General features: G+C 62.8%; 21 protein-coding genes and 2 tRNA genes. 12 read left to right on the top strand and 11 right to left on the bottom strand.

The features are described 5' to 3' along the window. Nucleotides 1-237: 237 nt before the first annotated feature. Both KYE46_RS12475 and KYE46_RS12470 read left to right on the top strand, forming a co-directional pair. Nucleotides 238-441 carry a helix-turn-helix transcriptional regulator gene (locus tag KYE46_RS12475; protein WP_219000941.1) on the top strand — a complete coding sequence of 68 codons (204 nt, stop codon included), beginning with the start codon at nucleotides 238-240 and terminating at the stop codon, nucleotides 439-441. A gap of 176 nt (nucleotides 442-617) precedes the next feature. Next, nucleotides 618-1,553, top strand: a complete 936-nt coding sequence (locus KYE46_RS12470) for a hypothetical protein (RefSeq protein WP_219000940.1) — start codon at nucleotides 618-620, stop codon at nucleotides 1,551-1,553. Between the two features lie 185 nt (nucleotides 1,554-1,738). Here KYE46_RS12470 and KYE46_RS12465 read toward each other — a convergent pair whose 3' ends face one another. Then, entirely contained in the window at nucleotides 1,739-2,344 is a 606-nt protein-coding gene (locus tag KYE46_RS12465; protein WP_219000939.1) for a hypothetical protein, read from the bottom strand. 321 nt (nucleotides 2,345-2,665) lie between these two features. Here KYE46_RS12465 and KYE46_RS12460 point away from each other — a divergent pair, with 321 nt between their 5' ends. Further along, the gene (locus KYE46_RS12460) at nucleotides 2,666-3,538 is read left to right on the top strand and encodes a hypothetical protein (RefSeq protein ID WP_219000938.1); all 873 of its coding nucleotides are present in this window, start codon (nucleotides 2,666-2,668) and stop codon (nucleotides 3,536-3,538) included. Nucleotides 3,539-3,808: 270 nt separating this feature from the next. After that, nucleotides 3,809-5,071, top strand: coding sequence for a DUF6161 domain-containing protein (locus tag KYE46_RS12455; protein WP_219000937.1), 1,263 nt, complete (start codon nucleotides 3,809-3,811; stop codon nucleotides 5,069-5,071). A 465-nt stretch (nucleotides 5,072-5,536) separates the two neighbouring features. On the opposite strand, the gene KYE46_RS12450 is transcribed toward KYE46_RS12455, so the two are convergent. Both KYE46_RS12450 and KYE46_RS12445 read right to left on the bottom strand, forming a co-directional pair. After that, nucleotides 5,537-5,611: transfer RNA gene (locus KYE46_RS12450), tRNA-Asn, on the bottom strand. Nucleotides 5,612-5,669: 58 nt separating this feature from the next. After that, nucleotides 5,670-6,533, bottom strand: a complete 864-nt coding sequence (locus tag KYE46_RS12445) for an MBL fold metallo-hydrolase (protein WP_219000936.1) — start codon at nucleotides 6,531-6,533, stop codon at nucleotides 5,670-5,672. 30 nt (nucleotides 6,534-6,563) lie between these two features. Here KYE46_RS12445 and KYE46_RS12440 point away from each other — a divergent pair, with 30 nt between their 5' ends. Continuing rightward, nucleotides 6,564-7,868 (top strand): ATP-binding protein, encoded by a 1,305-nt coding sequence (locus tag KYE46_RS12440; RefSeq protein WP_219000935.1) that lies wholly within the window; start codon nucleotides 6,564-6,566, stop codon nucleotides 7,866-7,868. 28 nt (nucleotides 7,869-7,896) lie between these two features. On the opposite strand, the gene KYE46_RS12435 is transcribed toward KYE46_RS12440, so the two are convergent. After that, a tRNA-Ile gene (locus tag KYE46_RS12435) sits at nucleotides 7,897-7,973 on the bottom strand. 72 nt (nucleotides 7,974-8,045) lie between these two features. After that, nucleotides 8,046-8,996 carry a hypothetical protein gene (locus KYE46_RS12430; RefSeq protein ID WP_219000934.1) on the bottom strand — a complete coding sequence of 317 codons (951 nt, stop codon included), beginning with the start codon at nucleotides 8,994-8,996 and terminating at the stop codon, nucleotides 8,046-8,048. A gap of 198 nt (nucleotides 8,997-9,194) precedes the next feature. On the opposite strand from KYE46_RS12430, the gene purM reads away from it, so the two are divergent. The 3 genes from purM to rnd all read left to right on the top strand — a co-directional run bounded on the left by purM (nucleotide 9,195) and on the right by rnd (nucleotide 12,104). Beyond that, the gene (gene purM / locus KYE46_RS12425) at nucleotides 9,195-10,244 is read left to right on the top strand and encodes a phosphoribosylformylglycinamidine cyclo-ligase (protein WP_219000933.1); all 1,050 of its coding nucleotides are present in this window, start codon (nucleotides 9,195-9,197) and stop codon (nucleotides 10,242-10,244) included. After that, nucleotides 10,241-10,834, top strand: coding sequence for a phosphoribosylglycinamide formyltransferase (gene purN / locus KYE46_RS12420; protein ID WP_219000932.1), 594 nt, complete (start codon nucleotides 10,241-10,243; stop codon nucleotides 10,832-10,834). Before purM ends, purN begins: the two co-directional genes overlap by 4 nt. Before the next feature lie 109 nt (nucleotides 10,835-10,943). After that, a complete protein-coding gene (gene rnd, locus KYE46_RS12415; RefSeq protein ID WP_219000931.1) occupies nucleotides 10,944-12,104 on the top strand; it encodes a ribonuclease D in 1,161 nt (386 codons plus the stop codon). Between the two features lie 20 nt (nucleotides 12,105-12,124). On the opposite strand, the gene KYE46_RS12410 is transcribed toward rnd, so the two are convergent. Continuing rightward, nucleotides 12,125-12,565, bottom strand: coding sequence for a hypothetical protein (locus tag KYE46_RS12410; RefSeq protein ID WP_219000930.1), 441 nt, complete (start codon nucleotides 12,563-12,565; stop codon nucleotides 12,125-12,127). Nucleotides 12,566-12,709: 144 nt separating this feature from the next. Between KYE46_RS12410 and KYE46_RS12405 the strand changes: the two genes are divergently transcribed. Then, a complete protein-coding gene (locus tag KYE46_RS12405; protein ID WP_219000929.1) occupies nucleotides 12,710-13,126 on the top strand; it encodes a SufE family protein in 417 nt (138 codons plus the stop codon). Nucleotides 13,127-13,276: 150 nt separating this feature from the next. Here KYE46_RS12405 and gltA read toward each other — a convergent pair whose 3' ends face one another. After that, nucleotides 13,277-14,569, bottom strand: a complete 1,293-nt coding sequence (gene gltA, locus KYE46_RS12400) for a citrate synthase (protein WP_219000928.1) — start codon at nucleotides 14,567-14,569, stop codon at nucleotides 13,277-13,279. 127 nt (nucleotides 14,570-14,696) lie between these two features. Further along, nucleotides 14,697-16,109 (bottom strand): glutamate--tRNA ligase, encoded by a 1,413-nt coding sequence (gene gltX, locus KYE46_RS12395; RefSeq protein WP_219000927.1) that lies wholly within the window; start codon nucleotides 16,107-16,109, stop codon nucleotides 14,697-14,699. A gap of 211 nt (nucleotides 16,110-16,320) precedes the next feature. On the opposite strand from gltX, the gene KYE46_RS12390 reads away from it, so the two are divergent. The 3 genes from KYE46_RS12390 to KYE46_RS12380 all read left to right on the top strand — a co-directional run bounded on the left by KYE46_RS12390 (nucleotide 16,321) and on the right by KYE46_RS12380 (nucleotide 20,749). Then, nucleotides 16,321-18,366: a ComEC/Rec2 family competence protein gene (locus KYE46_RS12390; protein ID WP_247716828.1), complete on the top strand. Its 2,046-nt coding sequence runs from the start codon at nucleotides 16,321-16,323 to the stop codon at nucleotides 18,364-18,366. A gap of 41 nt (nucleotides 18,367-18,407) precedes the next feature. Continuing rightward, complete coding sequence (locus KYE46_RS12385) at nucleotides 18,408-18,548, top strand: DUF2256 domain-containing protein (RefSeq protein WP_219005105.1); 141 nt, start codon at nucleotides 18,408-18,410, stop codon at nucleotides 18,546-18,548. Between the two features lie 62 nt (nucleotides 18,549-18,610). Then, entirely contained in the window at nucleotides 18,611-20,749 is a 2,139-nt protein-coding gene (locus KYE46_RS12380) for a malate synthase G (RefSeq protein ID WP_219000925.1), read from the top strand. Nucleotides 20,750-20,903: 154 nt separating this feature from the next. On the opposite strand, the gene KYE46_RS12375 is transcribed toward KYE46_RS12380, so the two are convergent. From KYE46_RS12375 to KYE46_RS12365, 3 genes are all read right to left on the bottom strand, one after another. After that, entirely contained in the window at nucleotides 20,904-22,016 is a 1,113-nt protein-coding gene (locus KYE46_RS12375; protein ID WP_219000924.1) for an SPFH domain-containing protein, read from the bottom strand. Nucleotides 22,017-22,216: 200 nt separating this feature from the next. Beyond that, the gene (locus KYE46_RS12370) at nucleotides 22,217-23,155 is read right to left on the bottom strand and encodes a DUF2927 domain-containing protein (protein WP_219000923.1); all 939 of its coding nucleotides are present in this window, start codon (nucleotides 23,153-23,155) and stop codon (nucleotides 22,217-22,219) included. Nucleotides 23,156-23,165: 10 nt separating this feature from the next. Further along, on the bottom strand, nucleotides 23,166-24,368 hold the full coding sequence (locus tag KYE46_RS12365) for a toxic anion resistance protein (RefSeq protein ID WP_219000922.1): 1,203 nt from the start codon (nucleotides 24,366-24,368) through the stop codon (nucleotides 23,166-23,168). Nucleotides 24,369-24,372: the final 4 nt, after the last annotated feature.

Genomic DNA, 24,372 nt, shown 5'->3' with positions numbered 1-24,372 from the left:
CCGCGCCAATTCTTCAGTACGTCCACGAGATAGAACAATGAGCACAAATAGAGATAGCGCATAAAAGGATATGGGAGAGCTCCGGTTAGCAGACAGCTGCGACGACGCGACGGGCCCCATGGTGATGTAAGAGCGCTCAAACCGACGACATTAGACCGAAGCAAGGACGTGCAACCGTAACTTGAATCTTCCGTACCCGGACAGCGGGTCGGCATGGTTTGCAACGGAGGTCTCGTCGTGTCTGAACACCACAAGATTTTTCTCACAAAACAAGAAGCGGCGCATTTTCTTAGGATCAGCGTTCGCACCCTCACGCGCCGTGAAAACGAAGGCATGGGTCCACCACGTATCAAGCACGGCGCAAAAGTCGTCTATCGGCGGCAATCGCTAGAGCGCTGGCTTGAGGCCTTAGAGCGCCAACCTGTGCGCCTCCGGCTCTGACTTGCAGGATGCAAGGACAGCTGTCCACGCGCGCGACGCGCGCCCGTCAGGGAGCGGGCGCGGCGCGCGGGTGGTCAGGTGGCCGGAGGCCGCCTCTCGATAAGTAGTATCAAACGGTGACGTTTTGGGCGTGGGGAACACGGAATCCCGACGGAACGACAATCCCGGAGAATGAAATGTTCAAAATCAAAATAAGCCCTTTGGGGGTTACCGGCGGAGCTGCGGGCGGAAATGGCGGGCAACACGGCAAGCGTCAAAAGATCAACGGATGGTCACTGCAATCTGCACGGGGAAATACTCGCTTTCTGCGGTCCGTACTGGTCGATCAGCTCCCGCCGTTTGGACTCGCTTTCACCTTCACAATTCGCGATATGCCAACCCCTAAGGAATGGAAGAGACTAAAGCTGAAACTCGTCCGTGCCTTGAATGATAGGTTCGGGTGTATCTGCTGGCACATGGTCACAGAGTGGACGAAAGAGGGGCGCCCACATCTCCATGGATGCGCCTTTTGGATCGAGACCCATGCGGACATCGTTTGGGACCTTGAAGACGCATGGCTCGCGTACACGAAATGCTATGGCACCTCTGAGCGCGCGCAGTTGGTCAAGATCATCAGGGGGGCAGACGGTTGGTTCATCTACATGGCGAAACATGCCGCAAGAGGGCTTGGTCACTATCAACGCCAAGCAGATAGCCTCCCGCCTGAATGGAAGGCGCAAACAGGCCGTGTTTGGGGGCGCGGCGGCCGATGGCCTACCGACGTTCAAGAGAACAATGTCACGGCAGCCGAGTTCTATATGTTCCGCCGTTCGACGGAACGTTATGCGAATTCCAAGGCGCGGGCAGAACTCAAACAGGCCCTTAAGTATGGAAAGCCGCAACAAATCAAATCCGCACGGAAGCGTTTGGTGTTCCTTAAGAAGCTACGGAAGGCGTTCGGTGGCGGTGAAACGGCCAGCTCGATTAGAGGAATCAACGAGTGGGTGCCGTGGGAGGTTTCCGGCAAGTTGTTGCGGTTTGCCCTGAAGGAGAATGATACGAGGGGTAAAACTGAAGACATTGGTGAGATTTTTTCCTCGCATGGCCTCTGCGAAACAGACATTCCTTACTAGCCCGCCTGCGAGTGGCTTGCTGCGCGAGGTGACGGGACAGGGGGAATGTTGCGATAGAAGGGACGGGGAGAGGACCTTCGCTGCGTACTGCCCCAAGGCCTGCTGAGCGGACAAATCAGCCATTCGCAAATCCGGTCTCAGAATCTGCTATCGAACTAGTCGCTAATCTGGACAGGTAATATGTTTCAGATGCTACGCTGAAGTTTCAAAACTTCTGTATTTTTTCCATCGACGGTCACCCTATGTAAAACGCCATCAGCCTCAATTTCAAAAATGTGACGAACATATCCGAGATTGAGGGTCGGAACATTCTCTTGAATGCTGTCACTTTGAGGCATATCACCTATTCTTTCATCGTCACCAATGTGTCCAGGTCGGTAGCTCAAAAGCCGAATCGTCTTGGGTAGACCGCCCAATTCTTCAAAGACAGCTTCGACTGCAATCGCGGCCGCACCGTTTCGCGCAAGGACAACCTGCCTTCCAAAAAATGACCGTAATCTTCCACCGATCTCGGACCAAGCCGTCAGGTTCTCACTTATCGGTTTGCCAAGGAAAAAAGCGCCAAGGAGAACAGTCCAGATTGGAACCGTCGTCGTTGCAATGATCGTCAAGAACGCGGGTATATCGGCACCGGGGCCAATGTTCGCTTCTGCAAACTCACAGTCAAAATCACGCTCAAGACTGCGTCTAAAACGGTGACTTTCTTCTTCCCACGCGTCATCATCACCGCCGTAGGTTTCATCTATGATCAGGATGAAAATTTGTGAGCTTTCTTCTTTTGGCTGTGGCATCTGATTCCTCACGTTGGCTCTACATCTAACCAGCTTATGGAAGTCTAGTTTGAATAACGAGTCTTCTGCAGCATGAAACACGATTACACATTTTTCCGGCGTGTGATTGGCAAGCGGTCATTCGGTGGAGGTACGAGCTCGCAAGCGAACCCGTGGAGGAGAGGACGACCGGGATGGCCTGCATGATTTCAGGGGCGCTCACCTTGAGACGTCTCGGGTCTATTTTTTGCATGATAACGACGATGGCCTCGACCGCCCACAGGAGTTCGGATATGCCAAACAGGCCCAATGGGGCGACGATCGAGCTGGGAGGGATTAAACTTGAGTGCGCGCGTCAGAGAATTCTTCAGGCGTTGGATTATTCAAGCAGTTTCGGACCAATTCTACAGCTTCGGGACGGCGATCAGTTGGTCCGCACTCTCAAGTATCGGAAACTCGCGCATTGCACGGCTGACGATCATTATGCCGTTCGTCGGCTACCTCATCGTCTTCAACTCGACGCTTTCAGATTATTTTTCGACGATTCTGCCAGCGGATCTAGCGCACGAAAGTGGCGACCTCTGGACCTTCCTCTACTCCCGGAATCTCTACTTCCTTTATTTTGGCCTGCTGCTATTCGGGGGGGGTGTGGCCCTCTTCAACGTCGTTGCACCATCCCAAATACGTCGGTTCCCAGCAGCCGAAAGCTACATTGCGGCGATGGACACCATAAGGACGCCCAACTTGGTCATCGGGAGCTTCGAAAACACCATCGGCATGTATTTTGCTAGCCTCCACGGCGAAGAGCGAAGTTCAATGTTCGTCGCTCGAAGAATTGGCTTTCCCTCGGACGTAAGCGGCGACCTGCACCGGTTTGTCGAACGCCTGTTTCTGGCGACGGAGTTTTCTGACGAGGACTTCGAACCGGCCGAAGACCGACTCGGTAGTCGCTTTTGGACTGGCTCTGGCTACCTAATGACCGACGAAGTTTTGGACGTAGCATATTCAGGACGACGGGCGGACCGCATCTTGCATGTTGCTTTGTTGGACGAAGCCGTCGCACATCCGACCGACGTCTTCTACCTTGAGCATCGTGCGCTTGAGTATCACCGGAGCGCCGCGCGAATTATCGTCTTTCTGTTCTACGCTATGGGGTCGGCTTTGCTGGTCTTCCCATCAATCCTCACGAGCATTTTGATTTTGAAGTTTTGGTAGGCACTCGACCGACCATCTGCGGGGCAGGCCGCGCGGCGCCTTGCGTTTATGAACGACAGCAGTGCCAGAGCTGCACTGCAGCAATTCCAACGCTCGCGACTGTCCGGTTCGGGCCGAGAGCGACGCCGCGCGAGAGGCGACGAGGCGCTTGGACCTGCGGTGCAGCAAAGTTCGGGGACGAGTCCACCATGCCCATCGCAGTCTTGCCACTGAGCTGAATTCATGTCGTGATGAACGGCCATTTTTAGGCGTAACATTCGGAGAACCCTTTTGGCCGTATATAGGATTTCGTACGAAGACCTCCCCGGTGAGGAGTTCAAATCGCAAAGGGCCGTAACAGCCTACTTAAACGGCGAAGAGAAAGCCTGGTCGGCAATGCTAGATGTCCAGCAGGGGAACCTAGTTGCCTTGAATGTTCGAGGCCCAAGGAATGATATATTGACGCTTGGCCGAATTGTGGAAACGATAAGTGAACTACGCAATTTCGTTGGAGATGTGGAGGTCTTCAATCACAGGGCCGACGGCAAAAACAAGGCCTTAGCTTTGCCGCCGCCGAGCAAGTCTCCGGAAGGAGCAGCTATTCTCAGCCTATTTGGAAGCCATAGATCAGCAGCGGCGATCTATATGTTGGAGGCCTTTATGGTCGACAGTCGCTCCTTGCGGGTTGCGAACGGCCATCAAAACAATATGCAGAAACTTGAGCAGGGAAGAGTCGCTCTCCAAACAATAAGCGCTGTTTTGTCTGTCGTGCCAAACGCGGGCGATCTCCAACAAATGAAGGTCGGAGCAGTTCAGGCCGAGAATGAGCTCGCCAGAGTTCACGAGTTGATCGATGACGGTGCGGCGGCGAACGACGCCCACACGGAACAGTTTGGCAGGCTGTTCAGGGTGTTTAGATACCTTGAAGAACGTCGGGATCGAAAATTCATGAACGCCGGGGTGTCGCGGGCCCAGAAATTCGATGGGCGAATGGACGAATTTGAAGAGATGATTCAGCGATATCGCCAACATATGGAGCTCGATGCACCGGTTGTTCTCTGGGGCAAAAGGGCCGGGCAGCACAGAACACGGTCTGTTGCCGCGTTAAAGTGGTTTTTCGGGCTAGGAGTGGCGACTGTTGCCGCCGCGATTGTCACAGCCGTTGCTTTCGGTGATGAGATCGCTGCATCATTTTCGCGAGAGGTCTGCACCATTCGAGACGGAGTCCAGACCTGCGAAATCATGTTTAACTACAAGGGGCCTGTCCTAGTCGCCAGCCTGCTCGTGACATTCTCTGTGCTGCTCTGGGCCACGAGGCTGCAATATCGTATGTTTCTGAGCGAACGCCATCTTAGTCTTGATGCGGAGGAGAAGACAGCATTTGCGAAGTCCTTTGCTGCCATTACTCAGGATAAGTCAATTGCCATGGAAAACGAGAGCATCGTGCTTGCGGCGTTGTTTAGGCCTACCCCAGATGGGATCATCAAAGACGAAGAGGGAGGGCTCGACCCTTCAATCTCCGCAGCAGTGGCAAAATTTCTAAGTCGGTCCTGAGGCAATCACGCGCGCCCGCAACGAATGGCAACCTTGTCCGCTGTGCGGTCGTTGGTTCCGCTAAGGGGCGTGCTTTGGATGAAGGTCCGCTTCGGAGAAGCTGCAGCGCAGTTTTCATCTAGCCTGTGAACGTCTGGTTAGGGCCGTTCGCTACTCTTTTACCTATCGGGCAGTGCCTAGGGGGATCGAGAAGGGGGCCATGGCGAATGGTCCCCTCGGGGTCTGATCTTGGGGCAACGCTAGAGGGCAGCCCGACATCCCGCGCGTAAGACGCGCCGAGCAAAGCGAGGGTAGGTGCGGGGTGCCTTGGCGGCCTGTTTGCCAGAATCGTTAGAGAGCAGATTTTGTCGGCCAGTTCAAAGAGTGAGACTGGATGTCGCAGTTTACACAGCGTCTACATGAAAAGCCGACAACATTCCGGCCAATTAATCAATGACCGTAAGTAGCTGATTTTTGTGGTAAAACTGGCTCCGGCGGTAGGGATCGAACCTACGACAAATTGATTAACAGTCAACTGCTCTACCGCTGAGCTACGCCGGAACTGAGGGCGATATAGCAAGGGTCTTATGGGGCGTCCAGTGGGGGATGTCGGAAAATTTCACTCGGCGCGAAAAAGGCTGTTGGCGTGGAGTGGGGCGGGGGTGGTGATCCGGGCGCGGGTGTGGAGGTCGATGAGGTGGGCCAGCACGTTGCGCGCGGCGGCGGGCAGGAGGGCGGGGGCCACCTCGGTGTAGATGTGGCGGGCGAGGGTCTCGGCGTTGGCGGGGCCAATGTCTTGCAGGGCTGAGAGAATCTGGGCCTCGCGGGATCTGCGATGCTCCAGAAGGGCGCGGCAGCGGGCCTGTGGCTCGGTCACCGGGTCGCCGTGGCCGGGGTAGAAGACGCGGTCGTGGCGCGCCTCCAGCTTTTCGACCGAGGCGAAGAAGGCGGTCATGTCGCCGTCGGGCGGGGAGACGAGGGAGGTCGACCATCCCATCACCAGATCGCCGGAAAAGAGCGCGTCGCCGTAGGTGAAGCTGAGGTGGTTGGCCATGTGGCCCGGCGTTTCAAGCACGGTGATTCCGTCGAAGGCATCACCCTCGGTGATAGGCTCGTCGGGGGCGAAGGCCTCATCCACGCCTTCGCCGCCGCCTAGCGCCGCGCCGAGCTGCGTCATCACCGGGCTCCGCCCCCAGTCTGACGGTCCGGCGGCAAGCACCGGCGCGCCGGTTGCGTCGGCCAGCGGGCGGGCCAGCGGCGAGTGATCGAGGTGCGAATGGGTCACGAGGATCTTCGTGATCCTCTCCCCGGGCGCCAGCGCGTCGAGGATCGCCTGCAGGTGCGCACGATCGGCAGGGCCGGGATCGATCACGCAGACATCGCCCTCGCCAAGCAGGTAGGTCTGGGTGCCGGTGAAGGTCATCGGCGAGGGATTGTTCGCCGTCACCCGGCGCACGCCCGGTTCCAGTGTTTCGCTTTGCATGATTGGCCCCGTCCCGCTTAGATACGCCCCATGAAGCCATCGGCATGGATCAAGCGTTTCCTGCCCCGCAGCCTCTACGGGCGTGCGGCGCTGATCCTGATCGTTCCGGTGGTCACCATCCAGCTTGTCGTCAGTTCCGTCTTTCTGCAACGCCATTTCGAGGATGTGACGCGGCAGCTTACCAATGCGCTGAGCCTCGATTTCAACCTCCTGCTCGACACGTGGGACGCGGAGGGGCCGGAGGCGGCGGAGGCGCTGGCCTCGGCCCTGGACATCGAGATCACGACACCGCGTCCGATGTCTGACGATCAGTGGTATTTCTACGATCTTTCAGGCGTCGTGGTGATCGAGGTCCTGCGCCAGAACGTGCCCGGCGTGCAGGCGATCGACCTGCGCAGCAACGAGCGGCAGGTCTATGCTGTGGTCGAAACGGCGGGTGATCCCATAGCGCTGAGCACCACCCGGCGCCGTGCCTCGGCCGCGGCTCCGCACCAATTGCTGGTGATCATGGTGGGCACCGGGATCCTGATGACGCTGGTGGCTTACGTTTTCCTGCGCAATCAGCTGCGGCCGATCCGGCGTCTTGCGGGAGTCGCAGAGGCTTTCGGCAAGGGGCGGAGCCTGGAGTATCACCCCTCTGGCGCGACGGAGGTCCGCTCGGCCGGGCGGGCTTTCCTCGACATGCGGGGCCGGATCGAAGGCTACGTGGAGCAGCGCACGCTGATGCTTTCCGGTGTGTCCCATGATCTGCGCACCCCTCTGACACGGATGCGGCTGGCGCTGGACATGATGGAGGACGGCGCGGACCGCGACGCCTTGATCAAAGACGTAGAGGAGATGGAGACCCTCGTGGGCACCTTCCTCGACTTCGTGCGCGGCGACGCGTTGGACGACCCGAAACTCGTCGATCCTTTGGCGATCATCGAGCAGGTCGTGGAGAACGCCCGCCGGGGCGGCGGGGAGGTCAGCCTCGAGATGCCCGAGGCGGTCGACAAGGTGATGCTGCGGCCGCTCGCGATCCAACGGGCGGTCACGAACCTCGTGTCCAACGCACTGCGCTATGGCACCCGCGCGGCGGTGACGGTGGCGGTGCGGGAGCGGACGTTGCGGATCACGGTGGAGGATACCGGGCCGGGCATTCCGCCAGAGCAGCGCGAAGATGCCCTGCGGCCCTTCATCCGGCTCGACGCGGCCCGCAACCAGAACCTCGGCTCGGGCGTGGGCCTTGGCCTCGCGATCACCCAGGACATCACGCGACGCCATGGGGGATCGCTGGCGCTTGGAGAGAGCGCAAAACTGGGCGGGCTGCGGGTGGACCTGACCCTGCCGCGATGAGGCGTAACAGGCCGGGAAAACGGGGTTTTGGTAGGCCCGGCAGGACTTGAACCCGCAACCAAAGCGTTATGAGCGCTCTGCTCTAACCAATTGAGCTACAGGCCCCCGATGGCGCAGGACTAGCAGAGCGCTTTGGCACTTTGAAGAGGTCTTTGACGCGGCAAGGACACGCGCCCGTCAGGCGGCTTCGCGTTGCGCCATCTCGTGCAGGTGGTGCTTGAGGTTCTTGCGCCGCGCGTGGAGGCCGTAGGTCTCCAGGAACATCTCGGGCGCCTTGTGGCCCCGGACGTCTGTCATCGCCTCAAGCGCGCTGCGCCCGTGGACGTTGTGTTTCCACAGCGCGCCCGCCGTGTGGTAATGCGCGATCGTCTGACGCTGGCCTTCGCCGTTACCCAGACCCTGAATGTTGAAATTCATGTGCTGGCCCATCGTCACGACGGGCATACCGCGCAGGTAGCCAAGGATCGGCAGGGTGAACTGGTCGATGTTGGGGCGCGGGTAGTCGTGGGTCACTTCACGCTCGAAGCGCAAGGCCGTCTCCAACCAGTCGCGACCGAAGTTGAGCGATACGCCGTCGTCGGTCCGCTCCCGGAACACGATCACGCCCGCGTTAAAATAGGGCAGGGACGTCAGCTTGCGGCCCCCCAGAAGCTGCACCCGATCCGTGGGCAGGGGCATGTCGAAGGCGCTGTAGAAGGCCTCCCAATCCTCGTCAGCGCCTGTGGAAGAGGCGTAATCCGAGACACAGGCCGCGACCAAACCGTCGCCCAGTTCATCGGAAAACTCGACAGGCTCCGTCAGGACCGTGTCGGTATCGAGAAAGACCGAGATGTCGCAGTCGCGCGGCTCTGCGGCGGCGAGGATCTTGTTGCCGTGAGGGTAGGGCGAGAGCCAGGGCGCGTGACCGCCATTGGTGTTCGGGATCAGGCGAAGTTCGACATCAGAGGCTTCCAGAACCTCCAGCGTGAATTCCTTCATCTCGTCCCGGTAATCCTCGCGGACGTAGGCCACGGCCTTCTGATGCGGCATCAGGTGACGCTTGAGGGTCGAGGCCAGAAGCGTGGCTTGGGATTCGAGTTTGACACCATCAACGATGAAGAAAACTTCGGTCTTGGGGGGCGTTGTCACTGTGGTGCCTCGTCTTATTGGTTTCTCTTTTCTTTCGGCTACTGCTCGAATTTGTCTAAAATTGGGCGCATTGGGACACAAAGGGCGCGCTGTGGCGGTATTGTTGCGGTGAAGATTGGCGCGCGCCGCGCCTGATGTGCATGGACGGGACCCTTGCGGGCTGGTAACTGGGCGGCGTCTGCGAAAAGGGGCCTTCACATGAGCGACACGAAACCGGACGCGCTGACCTACGCGGCAGCTGGCGTTGACATTGATGCCGGCAACGCGCTGGTCGACCGGATCAAGCCCGCCGCTGCGGCGACGACGCGCTCCGGCGTCATGGCGGGCCTCGGCGGTTTTGGCGCGCTATTCGACCTCAAGGCGGCGGGCTATTCGGACCCGGTTCTGGTGGCCGCGACGGACGGCGTCGGCACCAAGCTGAAGATCGCCATCGACACCGGAAACTTCGACACGATCGGCGTCGACCTCGTGGCGATGTGCGTGAACGACCTCGTTTGCCAAGGTGCGGAGCCCTTGTTCTTTCTTGATTATTTCGCCACCGGCAAGCTGGACGTCGATGACGCAGCGCGCATCGTGGAAGGGATCGCGGCCGGTTGCTCGGCCTCGGGTTGCGCCCTGATCGGCGGCGAGACGGCCGAGATGCCCGGCATGTATGCGCCGGGAGATTTCGATCTCGCGGGGTTCTCGGTGGGGGCGATGGAGCGCGGGCAGACCTTGCCCGATGGCGTGAGCGAGGGGGACGTTCTGCTCGGCCTGAGCTCGGACGGGGTTCACTCCAATGGCTATTCGCTGGTGCGCCGCGTGGTCGAGCGTTCGGGCCTTGATTGGGACGCGCCGGCGCCTTTTGCCAGCACCAGCCTGGGGGAGGCGCTTCTGGCGCCGACGCGGCTCTACGTGAAGCCCGCCCTTTCGGCGATCCGCGCGGGCGGCGTCCATGCGCTGGCGCATATCACCGGCGGCGGGTTGACCGAGAACATCCCGCGCGTTCTGCCCGAGGGGCTTGGCGTCGACATCGATCTGGACGCATGGCCGTTGCCGCCGGTCTTCGGCTGGCTGGCTCAGGAAGGCGGCTTGGCGGAGGCGGAGCTTCTCAAGACGTTCAACGCGGGCCTCGGCATGGTGCTCGTGGTCGCGGAGGAAGCGGTTGAGGGGCTGACGTGGACCTTGCAGGAAGCCGGTGAATCCGTGCACCGCATCGGCACGGTCACGGCGGGCGAGGGCGTGCGCTACTCGGGCGCGCTTCTTTGAGCAAACGGGTTGCCATCCTGATCTCGGGCAGTGGCTCCAACATGGTGTCGCTGGCCAATTCGATGACCGGGGATCACCCGGCGCGGCCCTGTGTCGTGGTCTCGAACGTGCCCGGTGTCGCGGGGCTTCAGAAGGCGAAAGACCTCGGGATCGCAACGGCTTGCGTCGATCACAAGCCGTTCGGCAAGGATCGCGACGGGTTCGAAAAGGCGCTGTCGGAGGTCTTGCGGGACCACGCGCCCGACATCATCTGCCTTGCCGGTTTCATGCGTATCCTGACGCCCGGTTTCGTCGCGGACTGGGAGGGGCGGATGCTCAATATCCACCCTTCGTTGCTGCCGCTCTACAAGGGGCTCAACACCCATGCCCGCGCGATTGCGGCGGGCGACGCCGAGGCCGGTTGCACCATCCACGAAGTGACCGCAGCCCTTGATGACGGCCCGATCCTTGGACAGGCCCGGGTGGCGGTCGCGCCCGACGATACGCCGGACACGCTGGCCGCGCGGATACTGCCGTGGGAGCACCGCCTCTACCCGGCGGTGCTGGAACGGTTCGCGGCGGGCGATCGCACGCCGTTGTTCCTGCCGTAAGCATGACCCCTGCGCCTGCGCCGTTGCGAAATTTTCACATCGGCTTTTCATCTGTGCGCCACTGATCTACAAAAATATCACCCTGTTTCTTCATGAAGATCGCCCTCCTGTGCCGCATACAATCACGACGACCCAAGCCCTCGCAGACTATTGTTCCCGTGCGGCCACGCATCCCTATGTCACTGTAGACACTGAGTTTTTACGAGAACGCACCTATTTCGCACAGCTTTGTCTGGTGCAGGTGGCGCTTCCCGGCTCGGACGAGAGCGACGCGGTTTTGATCGACCCTCTGGCCGAGGGCATCTCGCTGGAGCCGCTTTACGATCTGTTCCGCAACCCCAACGTGGTGAAGGTCTTTCACGCGGCGCGCCAGGACCTGGAGATTTTCTTTGTGGAAGGCGGCGTCGTGCCCGCGCCGCTCTTTGACACGCAAGTCGCGGCGATGGTCTGCGGCTTCGGCGATCAGGTTGGATACGAGACGCTGGTGCGCAAGATCGCCAAGGCCGATCTCGATAAATCCTCCCGCTTCACGGATTGGTCGCGCCGGCCGCTGTCGGATGCGCAGAAGTCCTATGCGCTCGGCGACGTGACCCATTTGCGCCAGATCTACGAGCACCTCTCGGCGGAGCTGGAGCGCACGGGACGCACCCATTGGTTGCAGGAGGAACTGGCGCAGCTGACCGACGCGGAGAACTACGTCGTCGATCCGGAAAATGCGTGGAAGCGCTTGAAGTTGCGCACGAATTCAGGCCGCACGGTCGCCATCGCGCGCGAGCTTGCCGCGTTCCGCGAGACCTATGCGCAGGAAAAGAACGTGCCGCGCAACCGCGTGGTGAAGGACGACGCGCTTCTGGAGCTTGCCGGAACCAAACCCAAAACGGTCGCGGACCTCAGCAAATCTCGGCTGCTGCTGCGGGATGCACGCAAGGGCGCGATTGCCGAAGGGCTGGTTGCGGCCGTGGCGCGTGGCATGGCGATCCCGAACAGCGAGATGCCGAAGGTTGCCGCCGGTCGGGACCGTTCGAACCTCAACCCGGCGTTGGCGGACCTCTTGCGGGTGCTGCTGAAGGCCAAGGCGGAAGAGGCGGGCGTGGCGACGAAGCTGATCGCCTCGAGCGCGGATCTGGACGATATCGCCTCGGGCTATACCGACGGCAAATGGGCCTCGGGTTGGCGGAAAGAGGTCTTCGGGGCGGATGCGCAGCGGCTGCTGAGCGGCGAGATCGCGCTTTCGGCCAAGGGCCAGAAGGTCAAGATCGTCGCCGCCTGAAGCGGAACACTATCAGTAGGTTAACGGCGCCCGACGGAGCGGCGGTTGTTCTGCGCAATCACGGTGATCGCGCGGATGCCGGCGAGCTCTCCCACGGTCAGCTCGGCACCGACCGCGATGCGCTGGATCGCCGTCGCGGAGGGAGTGAGCGGCGGGGCGGCGCGGAACTCGTAGGTCAGCTCGGTCTGCGAGGCGTCGACCAGCACAAGTTCAGCGTCGAAATAGCCGTGACGCGGCACCAGCCCGGTGGCGCGCACGATGGCGCCCGAGGTCGTCTGTTCGACCGAAAGCTGCGTGACTTCGGACACAAGGCTGCGGCCGTCGACGATGATCTCGGTGGTCGCAGGATCGACCGCGATGCGTTGCTCGCGATCGCCACCGAACCAGTTCAACGGATTGATCCGGCTGTCACAAGCCGCAAGCGACAGGATGGCGGAGACAACAAGGATGGCGCGCAGCATGGATCAAACCCTCAGACAATAGCTTGATAAGATGCGTAAACGATCGCGAGAGGCTTGGAAACCCGGCCCGTGGGACACGCTCTTTACGACGTGCCCCGAACACCCTACCTCAGAGGGGTGTAAACCAACGCGCCGGAGACGCCCATGGCCAGCGAAGCCTTTGAAGAAATCGCCGAAACCTTTGAATTCCTTGACGATTGGGAAGAGCGCTACCGCCATGTGATCGAGCTTGGCAAAGCGATGGAGCCGATGGACGACGCGGTGAAAGTGCCCGCGACCAAGGTTGACGGCTGCGCGTCGCAGGTCTGGATCCTGCCACGGGTGGAGGGCCGGGTTTTCGATTTCCAAGGCGACAGCGACGCCATCATCGTGCGCGGCCTGATTGCGGTGCTCCACGCGCTCTATGGCGGACTGGACGTGAAAGAGGTTCTGGCGGTGGACGCTCCGGCGGAATTGGCGCGTCTGGGGTTGGACGAGCACCTGTCTTCGCAGCGGTCCAACGGGGTGCGCGCGATGGTGGAGCGTATACGTCTGTTGGCAGCCGAGCAGGCGGCGGCGTGACGCTTCGCGGGCGTCGGATCGAGTTGTATTGGCCAAGATGAAGCAGGGAGCGCGGTGAATGGCGCCGCGTCCGTGGCGTTCTATGCCGATCGGCAAAAGGAAAGGCCGCCCGGTGAGGGGCGGCCTTTTGCGTTGGTGATCTATTGCGATCTAGCGGTCCTTGATGTCCACGTAGTCGCGCTGCTTCTCGCCGGTGTAGAGCTGACGCGGGCGGCCGATTTTGAGGGCCGGGTCGTCAAGCTGCTCTTTCCACTGCGAAATCCAGCCCACGGTGCGCGAGAGCGCGAAGATCGGGGTGAACATCGAGGTGGGGAAGCCCATCGCCTCGAGAATGATGCCGGAGTAGAAGTCGACGTTGGGGAAGAGCTTTTTCTCGGAGAAATAGGGATCCGCGAGGGCCTGTTTTTCCAGCTCCATCGCAACCTGCAGGAGCGGGTTGTCTTCCACGCCGAGCAGGTCCAGCACCTCGTCTGCGGATTGCTTCATCACCGTCGCGCGGGGATCGAAGTTCTTGTAGACGCGGTGGCCGAAGCCCATCAGGCGGTAGCTGTCGTTCTTGTCCTTGGCGCGGGCAATGAACTCGGGGATGCGGTCGACGGTGCCGATTTCCTTCAGCATCTCCAGGCAGGCCTGGTTGGCGCCGCCGTGGGCCGGGCCCCAGAGGCAGGCGATGCCGGCGGCGATGCAGGCGAAGGGGTTGGCGCCGGAAGAGGACGCCAGGCGCACCGTGGAGGTGGAGGCGTTCTGTTCGTGATCGGCGTGAAGCGTGAAGATCCGGTCCATGGCGCGTTCGAGGATCGGGTCGACGACATATTCCTCGGCGGGGACCGCAAAGCACATGCGCAGGAAGTTCGCGGCATAGCTCAGGTCGTTGCGCGGATACACGAAGGGCTGGCCGATGGTGTATTTGTAGGCCCAGGCGGCAATCGTGGGCATCTTGGCGATCAGGCGGTGCGAGGCGATCTCGCGCTGGCGCTCATCGTTGATGTCGGTGCTGTCGTGGTAGAAGGCGGACATGGCACCGACGACGCCGACCATCACGGCCATGGGATGCGCGTCGCGGCGGAAGCCACGGAAGAAGTTGGCCATCTGCTCGTGCAGCATCGTGTGATGGGTGATCGTCGTCTCGAACTTCTCCAACTCGGCCTCGGAGGGCAGGTAGCCGTAGAGCAGCAGGAAGCACACTTCGAGGTAATGTGACTGGGACGCCAGCTGGTCGATCGGGTAGCCGCGGTGCAGAAGCTCGCCCTTGTCGCCATCGATGAAGGTGATCGAGGAGGCGCAGGCCGAGGTGGAGGTGAAGCCCGGATCATGGGTGAACACACCCGCCGTGCCGTAGAGCTTGCCGATGTCCACGACATCGGGGCCGAGGGTGGGCGAGTGGATCGGAAGATCGACGGAGTTTCCGTCGATGGTCAAAGTGGCGGTTCTGGTGTCGGCCATGGTCGTCCCTTCGTAAGGCGCGCGCGGCGGGATGCCGGCGGGAATTGGGTCCGGGAGGCGAGCCTCCAAACGGGTAGGGGGCGTCCGATCCACGCTCGGTCTTCCCCCGTTGATGCTGCCCTCGCGATCAGGCGAGGGAGGCGGCCTCGTCAAGGCGGGCGAGCGTTTCGTCCCGGCCAATGACAAGCATCATATCATACACACTGGGCGATACCGTCCGCCCGGAGAGAGCCGCCCTGAGCGGTCCTGCCAGTTTGCCGAATTTCAATCCGTGGGATTGCGCGGCGGCGTTCAAGACGCCCTCTAGCGTGTCACGGGACCAGCTAGCATTCTGCAACTGCGCAGTCAATTCCTTCAGTATACCACGGGATACCGGGTCGAGCGCAGCGCGGGCTTTCTCATCATAGTCGAATGGCCGATTCTCCAATACAAACCGCCCCTTATCGAGCAGATCAGGCAAAGACTTCGCCCGATCCTTGAGGCAATACATCGCACGGGTCAGCCCATCTTGCTGCGCCTGCGAAAGCTCAGACTGCCCGGTGAGTTTTAAGAAATGGTTGATCTGGGCGACAAGATCGGCGTCCTCGGTCCGGGCGATGTGCCAGCCGGTGACATTGGCCAGTTTCTTCATGTCGAGCCGCGAGGGGGATTTGCCGATACCGTCGAGGTCGAACCATTCCAGCGCCTGTTCGTCGGTGAACAGCTCGTCATCGCCGTGGGACCAGCCGAGCCGCGCGAGGTAGTTGCGCATCGCGGACGCGGGGATGCCCATCTCGGCATATTCCATCACCCCGGTCGCGCCGTGGCGCTTGGAGAGTTTCTTGCCGTCGTCACCATGGATCAGCGGGATATGGGCCCAGACCGGCTCGGGCCAGCCCATGGCGTTGAAGATTTGCACCTGCCGCGCGGCATTGTTGAGGTGGTCGTCGCCACGGATTACGTGAGTGATGCCCATGTCGTGGTCGTCCACCACGACGGCGTGCATGTAGGTGGGCGTGCCGTCCGAGCGCAGCAGGATCATGTCGTCGAGCGTCGCGTTCTGGATCGTGACATCGCCCTGCACGCGGTCGCGGATCACCGTGGTGCCCTCGCGCGGGGCCTTCAGGCGGATCGCGAAGGGGGCGTCGGGGTGCTCGCTTTCCGGCGTGTCGCGCCAGGGCGAGAGGAAGAGGGTGGAGCGGCCCTCGGCGCGGGCGGCCTCGCGGAAGGCGGCGATTTCCTCTTGGGTGGAGAAGCATTTGTAGGCGTGGCCTTGGGCCAGCATTTGCTCGGCCACTTCGCGGTGGCGGTCGGCGCGCTCGAACTGGCTGATCGCCTCGCCGTCGTAATCGAGGCCGAGCCAGTCCAGCCCGTCGAGGATCGCTTGCGTCGCCTCGGGCGTCGAGCGGGCGCGGTCGGTGTCCTCCACCCGCAGCACGAAGCGGCCGCCGCGGGCGCGGGCGTAGAGCCAGTTGAACAGGGCTGTACGGGCCGTGCCGATGTGCATGTAGCCCGTGGGCGAGGGGGCGATCCGGGTGACGATTTGCTGAGCGTCCGACATGTAGAAGACCTTTCCGGCCCTGGTCAGGCCGCGCGCGTTAACCTTTTGGCAACCATGATCTGGCACCTTTGGGGGCTAGGTAGCTTGGGCGCTTGATCCGGGCAAGGGCCGGAGGGGATCCGGCGCGGGCAAACAGGGTCGGTAACGATAGGCGGGCGTTTTGAACTTAGGCGCGGTGAACGCGGTCCAGCAGGGCCAGAGAGGTTCGTTGATGCCATGGTCCGCCGTGGCGCTAGGCCTGGGCGTGGCCTTGTACTTCAACGCGCGCGTCGAACCGGGCGTCGGGGCTTACGCCGTGGCGGTCGGCGTGGCGGCGGCGGCGGCCTGGCTCGGGGCGCGGCGTCGGGAGGTCTGGGGGCCATTGAGCCTGGCCGTGGTGCTCGCGGCCCTCGGGTTCTGCGTTGCGGGCGCGCGCGCCCATTGGGTGGCGGGGCCGGTCATCGACTTTCGCTACTACGGCGCGATCGAGGGTCGCATCGTGGGCATCGACCGCTCGTCCAGCGATGCGGTGCGGCTGACGCTGGACCGCGTGCGGCTCGACGACGTGCGCGATGTGCCGCGGCGGGTGCGGATCGCGCTCCATGGAGAGCAGGGCTACATGGTGCCTGTCCCGGGCGCGATTGTCTTTACGACGGGGCACCTCGCCGGGCCGAGCGGCGCGGCGGAGCCCGGCGGCTTCGATTTCCAGCGCCATGCCTGGTTCCAGTCCATTGGCGGGATCGGCTACACCCGCGCACCTGTCCTGCTGCTTGCGCCGCCCGAGGCGGGGTTTGCGCCGCTCTTCAGCTTGCGGATGCGGATGTCGGCCGCAATTCAGGCGCAGGTTCCGGGGCAACCGGGTGCCTTCGCGGCGGCCGTGCTGACCGGCGACCGGTCGGGGCTGTCGCTCGGCTCGATACAGGACATGCGCGACAGCAACATCGCGCATCTGCTGGCGATTTCAGGCCTGCACATGGGGCTGTTGACGGGCTTCGTCTACACGACCCTGCGCGCGTTGCTGGCCCTGATCCCGGCAGTCGCGCTGCGCTACCCGATCCGCAAATGGGCGGCTGCCGCGGCGCTTGGCTCGGGTGCGTTCTACCTCGCGCTGTCAGGGGGGAACGTGGCGACGGAGCGGGCGTTCATCCAGATCGCGGTGATGTTCACGGCGGTGCTGATCGACCGGCGCGCGATCACCCTGCGCTCGGTCGCCATCGCGGCGATCATCGTGCTGTTGCACCGGCCCGAGACGCTGATGTCGCCAGGCTTCCAGATGTCCTTCGCCGCGACCACGGCGCTCGTGGCCGCCTTCACGGCGCTGCAGGGGGCCACCTGGATGCGGAACTGGCCCGGGTGGGTGAAGGCCGGGTGGGCGTTGTTGACCTCGTCGATCATCGCGGGCGGAGCCACGGCACCCTTCGCTGCCGCGCATTTCAACCGGCTCGCCGTCTATGGCCTTGGCGCGAACTTGCTGACCGTGCCGATCATGGGGTCGGTCGTGATCCCCTGCGCGGTTCTTGCCCTGCTGCTGACGCCATTCGGGGCGGCATGGATGGCGTTCTGGATCATGGAACACGCGCTGGTCTGGATTCTCGGGGTGGCCGATCAAACGGCGCGCTTGCCCGGCGCGGTGCGGATGGTGGCCTCACCGCCCGACGCGGTTCTGCCGCTGATTGCGCTGGCGGGGATCGCGCTGTGCCTCTGGCGCGGGCCGGGGCGCTGGTTGGCGCTGGCACCAATGGCGCTCGGCGTCTTCCTCTGGCAATTCGCCGAGCGCCCGGCGCTGCTGATCTCTGAGCCCGGCGGGCTGGTGGGGCAGATGTCGCCCGAGGGGCGCGTGCTGAGCCGGTCACGGGGGGATGGCTTCGTGGCGCGTATCTGGCTGGAGAATGACGGCGACCGCGCCGATCAGGCCAGCGCCGCGAGCCGGGCGGGCTGGCACGACGCGGATCCCGGCTTCACCACCATGCTCGGCGATCTCAGCCTTTGGCACGGCACCGGACGCGCGGCATCGCGGCGGGTGGAAGAGGCCTGCGCACGCCATGATATCATCGTGGTGAACCTTCCACCGGAAGACCCGAGCGCCGCGCTCCAAAGGGCGGAACGCGAGACGCAGCGCCATCTGGCTGGGGCCGAGCCCGAGCGGCCCGCACCTTGTCTGCTGCTGACACCTCGCAATCTGTCGCGGACAGGCGCGCTGTCGCTCGGGATGGAGGGGGACGCACTGCACGTCGACACCGCGCGGGAGGGGCAGGGGGAGCGGCTGTGGTCGAACTGATCGACCTCGCCTGCCGCGCGCGCCGCGCTAGGTTGACCGCCATGGCCCGAATGCGAAAGAAAACCGATCTACCGTCGAAAACCTGCGCGATCTGCGGGCGGCCTTTTTCGTGGCGCAAGAAGTGGGCCGATGTCTGGGACGAGGTGCGCTACTGCTCGGAGCGCTGCCGCCGGGCGCGCTGATCTATTGCCGGGCCACCCCCCTTGGCTTACATCCGATAGGGAACTGGGCGGAGGGAGATCCAATGACAACGCGTGTGGAAAAGAATGGCCTGCAGGTGGCCGAGGAACTGGCAACTTTCGTGGAGACGCAGGCTCTGCCCGGCAGCGGCGTCAGCGCCGAGGATTTCTGGGAAGGGTTCTCGGACCTCGCCCATGACCTCGCCCCCCGGAACGCCGCTTTGTTGGCGCGACGCGACGAATTGCAGGACAAGATCGACCAATGGCACATCGCGCGGCGGGACACGGCCCATGATCCTGACGCCTACCTCGAGTTTCTCAAGGATATCGGGTACCTCGTGCCCGAGGGCGAGCCGTTTCACATCGACACCACGAAGATCGACCCCGAGATTGCAACCGTCGCGGGCCCGCAGCTTGTCGTCCCGATCACCAATGCGCGCTTCGCCCTGAACGCGGCCAATGCCCGGTGGGGCAGCCTCTACGACGCCTTCTATGGCACCGACGCCATGGGCTCGCATCCGCCGAAGGGTGGCTATGACAAGGGCCGGGGCGCGCGGGTCGTGGCCCGGGTCCGCGTCTTCCTCGACGAAACCTTCCCGATCGACGGCGCCTCCCACGCCGATGTGCGCCGCTATCATGTCGAGAAGGGCGCGCTGCTGGTCGATGACAAGCCGCTCTCGGACCCGGCGCAATTCGCGGGCTACCGGGGGCGCGCCAAGGCGCCGGACGCGGTGCTCTTGGTCAACCACGGGCTGCACGTGGAGCTGGTCTTCGACCGCGGCCACGTGATCGGCGCGCGCGATCAGGCGGGGCTGGCGGATGTGCGCATCGAAAGCGCCGTTTCCGCGATCATGGATTGCGAGGATTCCGTGGCCTGTGTCGATGCCGAGGACAAGGTGCTGGCCTATCGCAACTGGCTTGGCCTGATGAAGGGCGATTTGTCGGAGACCTTCGAGAAGGGCGGCAAAACCGTGACCCGCGCCCTCGCCGAGGACCGCGTCTTCACCGCGCCTGACGGGGGTGAGCTGACCCTCAAGGGCCGCGCCCTGATGCTGGTGCGCAACGTGGGCCACCTGATGACGAACCCCGCGGTACTGCTGCGCGATGGTTCGGAAATCTACGAAGGCCTGATGGACGCGATGGTGACGATGCTGATCGCCAAGCACGATCTGGCACGCGACGGCGGCAATTCCGTGGCCGGGTCGGTCTACGTGGTGAAGCCGAAGATGCACGGCCCCGACGAGGTGGCCTTCACGGATGAGATTTTCACCCGCGTCGAGGCCGCGCTCGGCATGGCGCAATATACCGTGAAGATCGGCATCATGGACGAGGAGCGCCGCACCTCGGTCAACCTCAAGGAATGCATCCGCGCCGCCAAGCACCGGGTGGCCTTCATCAACACCGGCTTCCTCGACCGCACAGGCGATGAAATTCACACCTCGATGGAAGCGGGTCCCTTCTCGCGCAAGGAGTTCATCAAGCGGAAGGGCTGGATCACGGCCTACGAAGATCAGAACGTCGACATCGGTCTGGAATGCGGATTGCGCGGCAAGGCGCAGATCGGCAAGGGCATGTGGGCCAAGCCCGACGAGATGGCCGCGCTCTTGGAGCAGAAGATCGAGCATCCGCGCGCGGGGGCCAATTGCGCCTGGGTGCCATCGCCCACGGCCGCGACGCTGCACGCGCTGCACTACCACAAGGTGAACGTGGCCGAGGTGCAGAAGAAACTGGAGGCCGGCGGCAAGCGCGCCTATGTCACCGCGCTTCTCGACATTCCGCTTGCCACCTACCGCCGCTGGACCCGCGAGCAGGTGATCCGCGAGGTGGAGAACAATGCCCAGGGCATCCTCGGATACGTGGTGCGCTGGATCGATCAGGGCGTCGGATGCTCCAAGGTGCCGGATCTGAGCGGTGTCGAGCTGATGGAGGACCGGGCGACCTGCCGGATCTCGGCGCAACACATCGCCAATTGGCTGCACCACGGCGTGGTGACGGAAGCCGAAGTCGGCGAGGTGTTCCGGCGCATGGCGAAGGTGGTCGATGAGCAGAACGCGGATGACCCGCTCTATCAGCCGATGGCGCCGGGCTATAACGGCATCGCCTATGCCGCGGCGCTCGATCTGGTGCTGAAGGGGCGACAGCAGCCCAGTGGCTATACCGAGCCTGTGCTGCACGCGCGCCGTCTGGAGTGGAAGGCGGCCTGAGGGAAGGGGGCGCTGCCCCCTTGGCGCATCCCGTGGATGCGCCTACCCCCGCCGTATTTTTGAAAAGATGAAGCGGCGGATTTCGTTGGAGTAGATAAGAAAACGCCCCGGCGCGGGTTGCGGCGGGGCGTGTCGTCGCGGCGTGCGCCAACTTTTACATTGGTGGGGGCGGCGGGGGCGGCATGACGGTGAAGAGCTGCGCCAGCTCGGCGACTTCGCCGGCCTTCTTCCAGCCGTCCTGTCCAGCCGTCCAGACCATCGTGTCGCGGGTCATCGAGCCGTCGCCGGCCATCTGACCCAAGGTGGCTTTCGAGAAGGGACCCTTGGTCGCGCCATTCTCGGCGATGTGCCAGACATGTTCGACCGGCGGCGGGGGCGGGGCCGCGTGGGCGGCCTGATGCGCCTGCTGGGGCTGGTGCATGTTGCTGGCCATCTGGTTGGCCATCGCCATGCCCATGCCCATGCCGAGCCCTTCGCCCATGCCGGAGCCGGGGGTGGAGGCGGCGGCGGCCATGGCCTCGGCGGTCTGGAACTGGGTGTATTTGTTCAGATCGCCGACAACGCCCATCGAGGTCCGCTTGTCGAGTGCCTCTTCCACCGCGGGGGGCAGGGAGATGTTCTCGATGTAGAGCTCGGGCAGGGTCAGGCCGTAGGAGCTGATGGTGGCGGAGATCTTCTCGGCCACGACCTCGCCCAACTGGCCGGTGTTGGCGGCCATGTCGAGCACCGGGATGCCGGAGCCTGCGACGGCCTGGCTGAACTGTTGGACGATGATGTTGCGGATCTGGTGGGTGACCTCGTCGGTGGTAAATTCACCGTCGGTGCCGACGATCTCGGTCATGAAGAGGCCGGCATCTTCCACCTTCACCGTATAGGTGCCGAAGGCGCGGATGCGGGTTGGGCCGAAATCGCTGTCGCGGATCATGATCGGGTTCTTGGTGCCCCACTTGAGATCGGTGAACCGGGCGGTGTTCACGAAGTAGATCTCGGACTTGAAGGGGCTGTTGAAGCCGTGATCCCAGTGCTGCAGGGAGGTCATGATCGGCATGTTGTTGGTCTCGAGCATATACATGCCCGGGGTGAAGACATCCGCCAGTTGGCCTTCGTGAATGAAGACCGCGACCTGTCCTTCGCGCACCGTCAGCTTGGCGCCGTACTTGATCTCGTGGCCATAGCGCTCGAACCGGTAGACCATCGTGTCGCGGGTGTCATCGGTCCACTCGATGACGTCAATAAATTGACCTTTGAGAAAATCCATAATGGCCATGCGCAAGCAACTCCCACTGAAATGTTGTTCGTTTTCCCGAATGATATAGGTACGACCGCCGCCGATCTACAGGGAAGTGGGGGAGGGAAACCTTACCGGGTTTTCACCCCTTCGGGCCGAGGTGGCGAAATCGGGGGCGGAATGAGTTGTATTGGCCAAGATGAAGGCGGGAGCGGCGCGCGGTAAGGTCTGGCCCGGGATCAGGAGGGGCCGCCGACGAGATCGGCCGCGATCGCGCGCACGATGGGGCGGGCCTCGTCCGGGGTCATGCCGATGGTGAGGCGGTCGTCATAGAGGATGCGCAGGAGCGCCTCGTCATGGCGGGTGAGGAGGGCAAATTCCTCGTCATCGTTGAAGATCGTCGGGCGCGCGGAGCGGCTGTCGTTGGGAAGGCCCAGGCCCTGGGCGATTTCCTCGTGGACGCATGAGCGGCGCAGGAGATCGGGGTGTTCGTCGCGGATCACGGCGATGGCGGCGATGTATTCGGAGGTGCCGGAGGGGGAAAAGGCGAAGATCGAACAATAGGTGAGGCGCCCCATGTTCTGGATCTCGCGGATGGTGGCGTCATTGATGCTCGGCACCAGCTGTCGCAGGAGCGGCTCGGAAGCAGCGAGGGCATCGGCGTTCATGTAGAGGACGTGGAAATTGCCGCCGGCGTTCACCGTGCGGATCGGATGGCCGGTGAGCCGGGCCAGACGGGTCGCGTAGGTGGAGAGGACGGACCGGTCCTCGGCCTGCTGGCCTGCCTCGACCGAGGCGCCGAAGTGCGGTTGCAGGCGCACGGGGCCGCGCCAGCGCCGCAGGGTGGAGGGGGTCTGACGGGCGACGAAGCGGCCGTTTTCAAGCTGGTATTCATCGTAGAGCGCGATGCGCTCGAAATTGGTGGCGAGATCCCCGGCGCCAAACGGCGCGTCAGGGCCGCCGCCATCGGTGCGCAGCAAACCGCGCCCGACGAGGCGGGCCTCGGCACCTCGATAATAGCGCGCGAGGCTCTGGCTGAGGTCGGAGGGCGCCTGCGGTTCCGGCACGGCTTCGGCCTCTTCCCGGGGTTCAGGCCGGGAGGAGGTATCGGGCGCGGAGGTGACGCAGGCCGAAAGGGCCAGCGTCAGCGCCACGGGAAAAGCCGTGAGAAGGCGCATGTGCCGGGCCTCAGTCCTGGGCGGTCGCGGCAGTGCCGTCGATCACTTCAGGCTCGGCCATGGGGCGGCGGGCCGAGGCGGAGGCGAGGGTTTCGCGCAGCTCGCGCTCCATCTTCTCCATCTCCGCTTCCGCCTCGCGGCGCTTGCGCTTGCCTTCGTCGGCGATCTCGAGGCTCTCGTTGATCGTGGAGATCAGCTCGGCGTTGGCGTGCTTGACCGCTTCGATGTCGAAGACGCCCCGCTCCATTTCCTGACGGACCATGCGGTTGCTCTCGCGCAGGTTCTCGGCGTTGCGGGTGAGCAATTCGTTGGTGAGGTCGGTGGCCTCCTTCACGGCGCCGGCCGCGGCGGCGGAGCGCTGGATCGTCACCGCCTGGGCCAGCTGCGTTTCCCACAGGGGAACGGTGTTCACGAGGGTCGAATTGATCTTGGTGACCAGCGACTTGTCGTTTTCCTGCACCAGCCGGATCGAGGGCAGGGACTGCATTGTGACCTGACGGGTCAGCTTGAGGTCATGGACCCGGCGCTCGAGGTCGTCGCGCGCGGCGCGTATGTCGCGCAGTTCCTGCGCCTTGATCACCTGGTCATCCTCGAGCGCGGCGTTCACTTCCGCTTCCTTGGCGGGGATCGTCTGCTCATCCAGCTCTTTCAGCTTCTCTTCACCGGCGGCGATGTAGAGCGCCAGCTCATCGTAGAAATCGAGGGTCTTTTCGTAGAGTTTGTCGAGGGACTTGATGTCCTTCATCAGCACGTGCTCGTGCTCCAGCAGATTGTCGGTGATCTTGTCGATCTGCTCCTGCACGTCTTCGTATTTTGCCATGAAATCGTGGATCGGCTTGGCCTTGCCGAAGAGACGCTCCCACCAGCTCTGCTTGCGGTTGGGGTCCAGCTCGTCGACCGAGAAGCCGCGGATGGTGCCGACGATCTCGCGCAGGCTGTCACCGGCGGGGCCGGCATCCTTGTTCTTCACGCCGGCCAGCATCGCCTGCGAGATCTGCTGCAACTCGGCCTGGGCGGAGGAGCCGAAGGACACGATGGAGTTCGTGTCGGTCATGTTGATCTCGGCCATGCGGGAGCGGATCTGTTCGCTGGTGGGCGCATCGGCCTCGGGCAGGGGGACCAGGTCGGCGGAGGGCTCGGGCAGCACGACGGCATTGAGTTCGTTAACCAAGGTTTCGACTTCCTGGGCTTTGGTATGGGTCTCGGATTGCATGGTC

The organism is Gymnodinialimonas ceratoperidinii, assembly GCF_019297855.1.
Classification (GTDB): domain Bacteria; phylum Pseudomonadota; class Alphaproteobacteria; order Rhodobacterales; family Rhodobacteraceae; genus Gymnodinialimonas; species Gymnodinialimonas ceratoperidinii.
The sequence above is the reverse complement of the archived record's forward strand: the minus strand, read 5'-3'. Positions and strand labels throughout refer to the sequence as shown.

Coding starts and splice junctions, on each gene's coding strand:
- KYE46_RS12365 (WP_219000922.1), bottom strand. CDS start 24,368: ATGCAATCCGAGACCCATACCAAAGCCCAGGAAGTCGAAACCTTGGTT.
- gltX (WP_219000927.1), bottom strand. CDS start 16,109: ATGTCGGACGCTCAGCAAATCGTCACCCGGATCGCCCCCTCGCCCACG.
- KYE46_RS12390 (WP_247716828.1), top strand. CDS start 16,321: ATGCCATGGTCCGCCGTGGCGCTAGGCCTGGGCGTGGCCTTGTACTTC.
- KYE46_RS12380 (WP_219000925.1), top strand. CDS start 18,611: ATGACAACGCGTGTGGAAAAGAATGGCCTGCAGGTGGCCGAGGAACTG.
- KYE46_RS12370 (WP_219000923.1), bottom strand. CDS start 23,155: ATGCGCCTTCTCACGGCTTTTCCCGTGGCGCTGACGCTGGCCCTTTCG.
- KYE46_RS12470 (WP_219000940.1), top strand. CDS start 618: ATGTTCAAAATCAAAATAAGCCCTTTGGGGGTTACCGGCGGAGCTGCG.
- gltA (WP_219000928.1), bottom strand. CDS start 14,569: ATGGCCGACACCAGAACCGCCACTTTGACCATCGACGGAAACTCCGTC.
- KYE46_RS12465 (WP_219000939.1), bottom strand. CDS start 2,344: ATGCCACAGCCAAAAGAAGAAAGCTCACAAATTTTCATCCTGATCATA.
- KYE46_RS12405 (WP_219000929.1), top strand. CDS start 12,710: ATGGCCAGCGAAGCCTTTGAAGAAATCGCCGAAACCTTTGAATTCCTT.
- KYE46_RS12385 (WP_219005105.1), top strand. CDS start 18,408: ATGGCCCGAATGCGAAAGAAAACCGATCTACCGTCGAAAACCTGCGCG.
- KYE46_RS12375 (WP_219000924.1), bottom strand. CDS start 22,016: ATGGCCATTATGGATTTTCTCAAAGGTCAATTTATTGACGTCATCGAG.
- purM (WP_219000933.1), top strand. CDS start 9,195: ATGAGCGACACGAAACCGGACGCGCTGACCTACGCGGCAGCTGGCGTT.
- KYE46_RS12445 (WP_219000936.1), bottom strand. CDS start 6,533: ATGCAAAGCGAAACACTGGAACCGGGCGTGCGCCGGGTGACGGCGAAC.
- KYE46_RS12410 (WP_219000930.1), bottom strand. CDS start 12,565: ATGCTGCGCGCCATCCTTGTTGTCTCCGCCATCCTGTCGCTTGCGGCT.
- KYE46_RS12440 (WP_219000935.1), top strand. CDS start 6,564: ATGAAGCCATCGGCATGGATCAAGCGTTTCCTGCCCCGCAGCCTCTAC.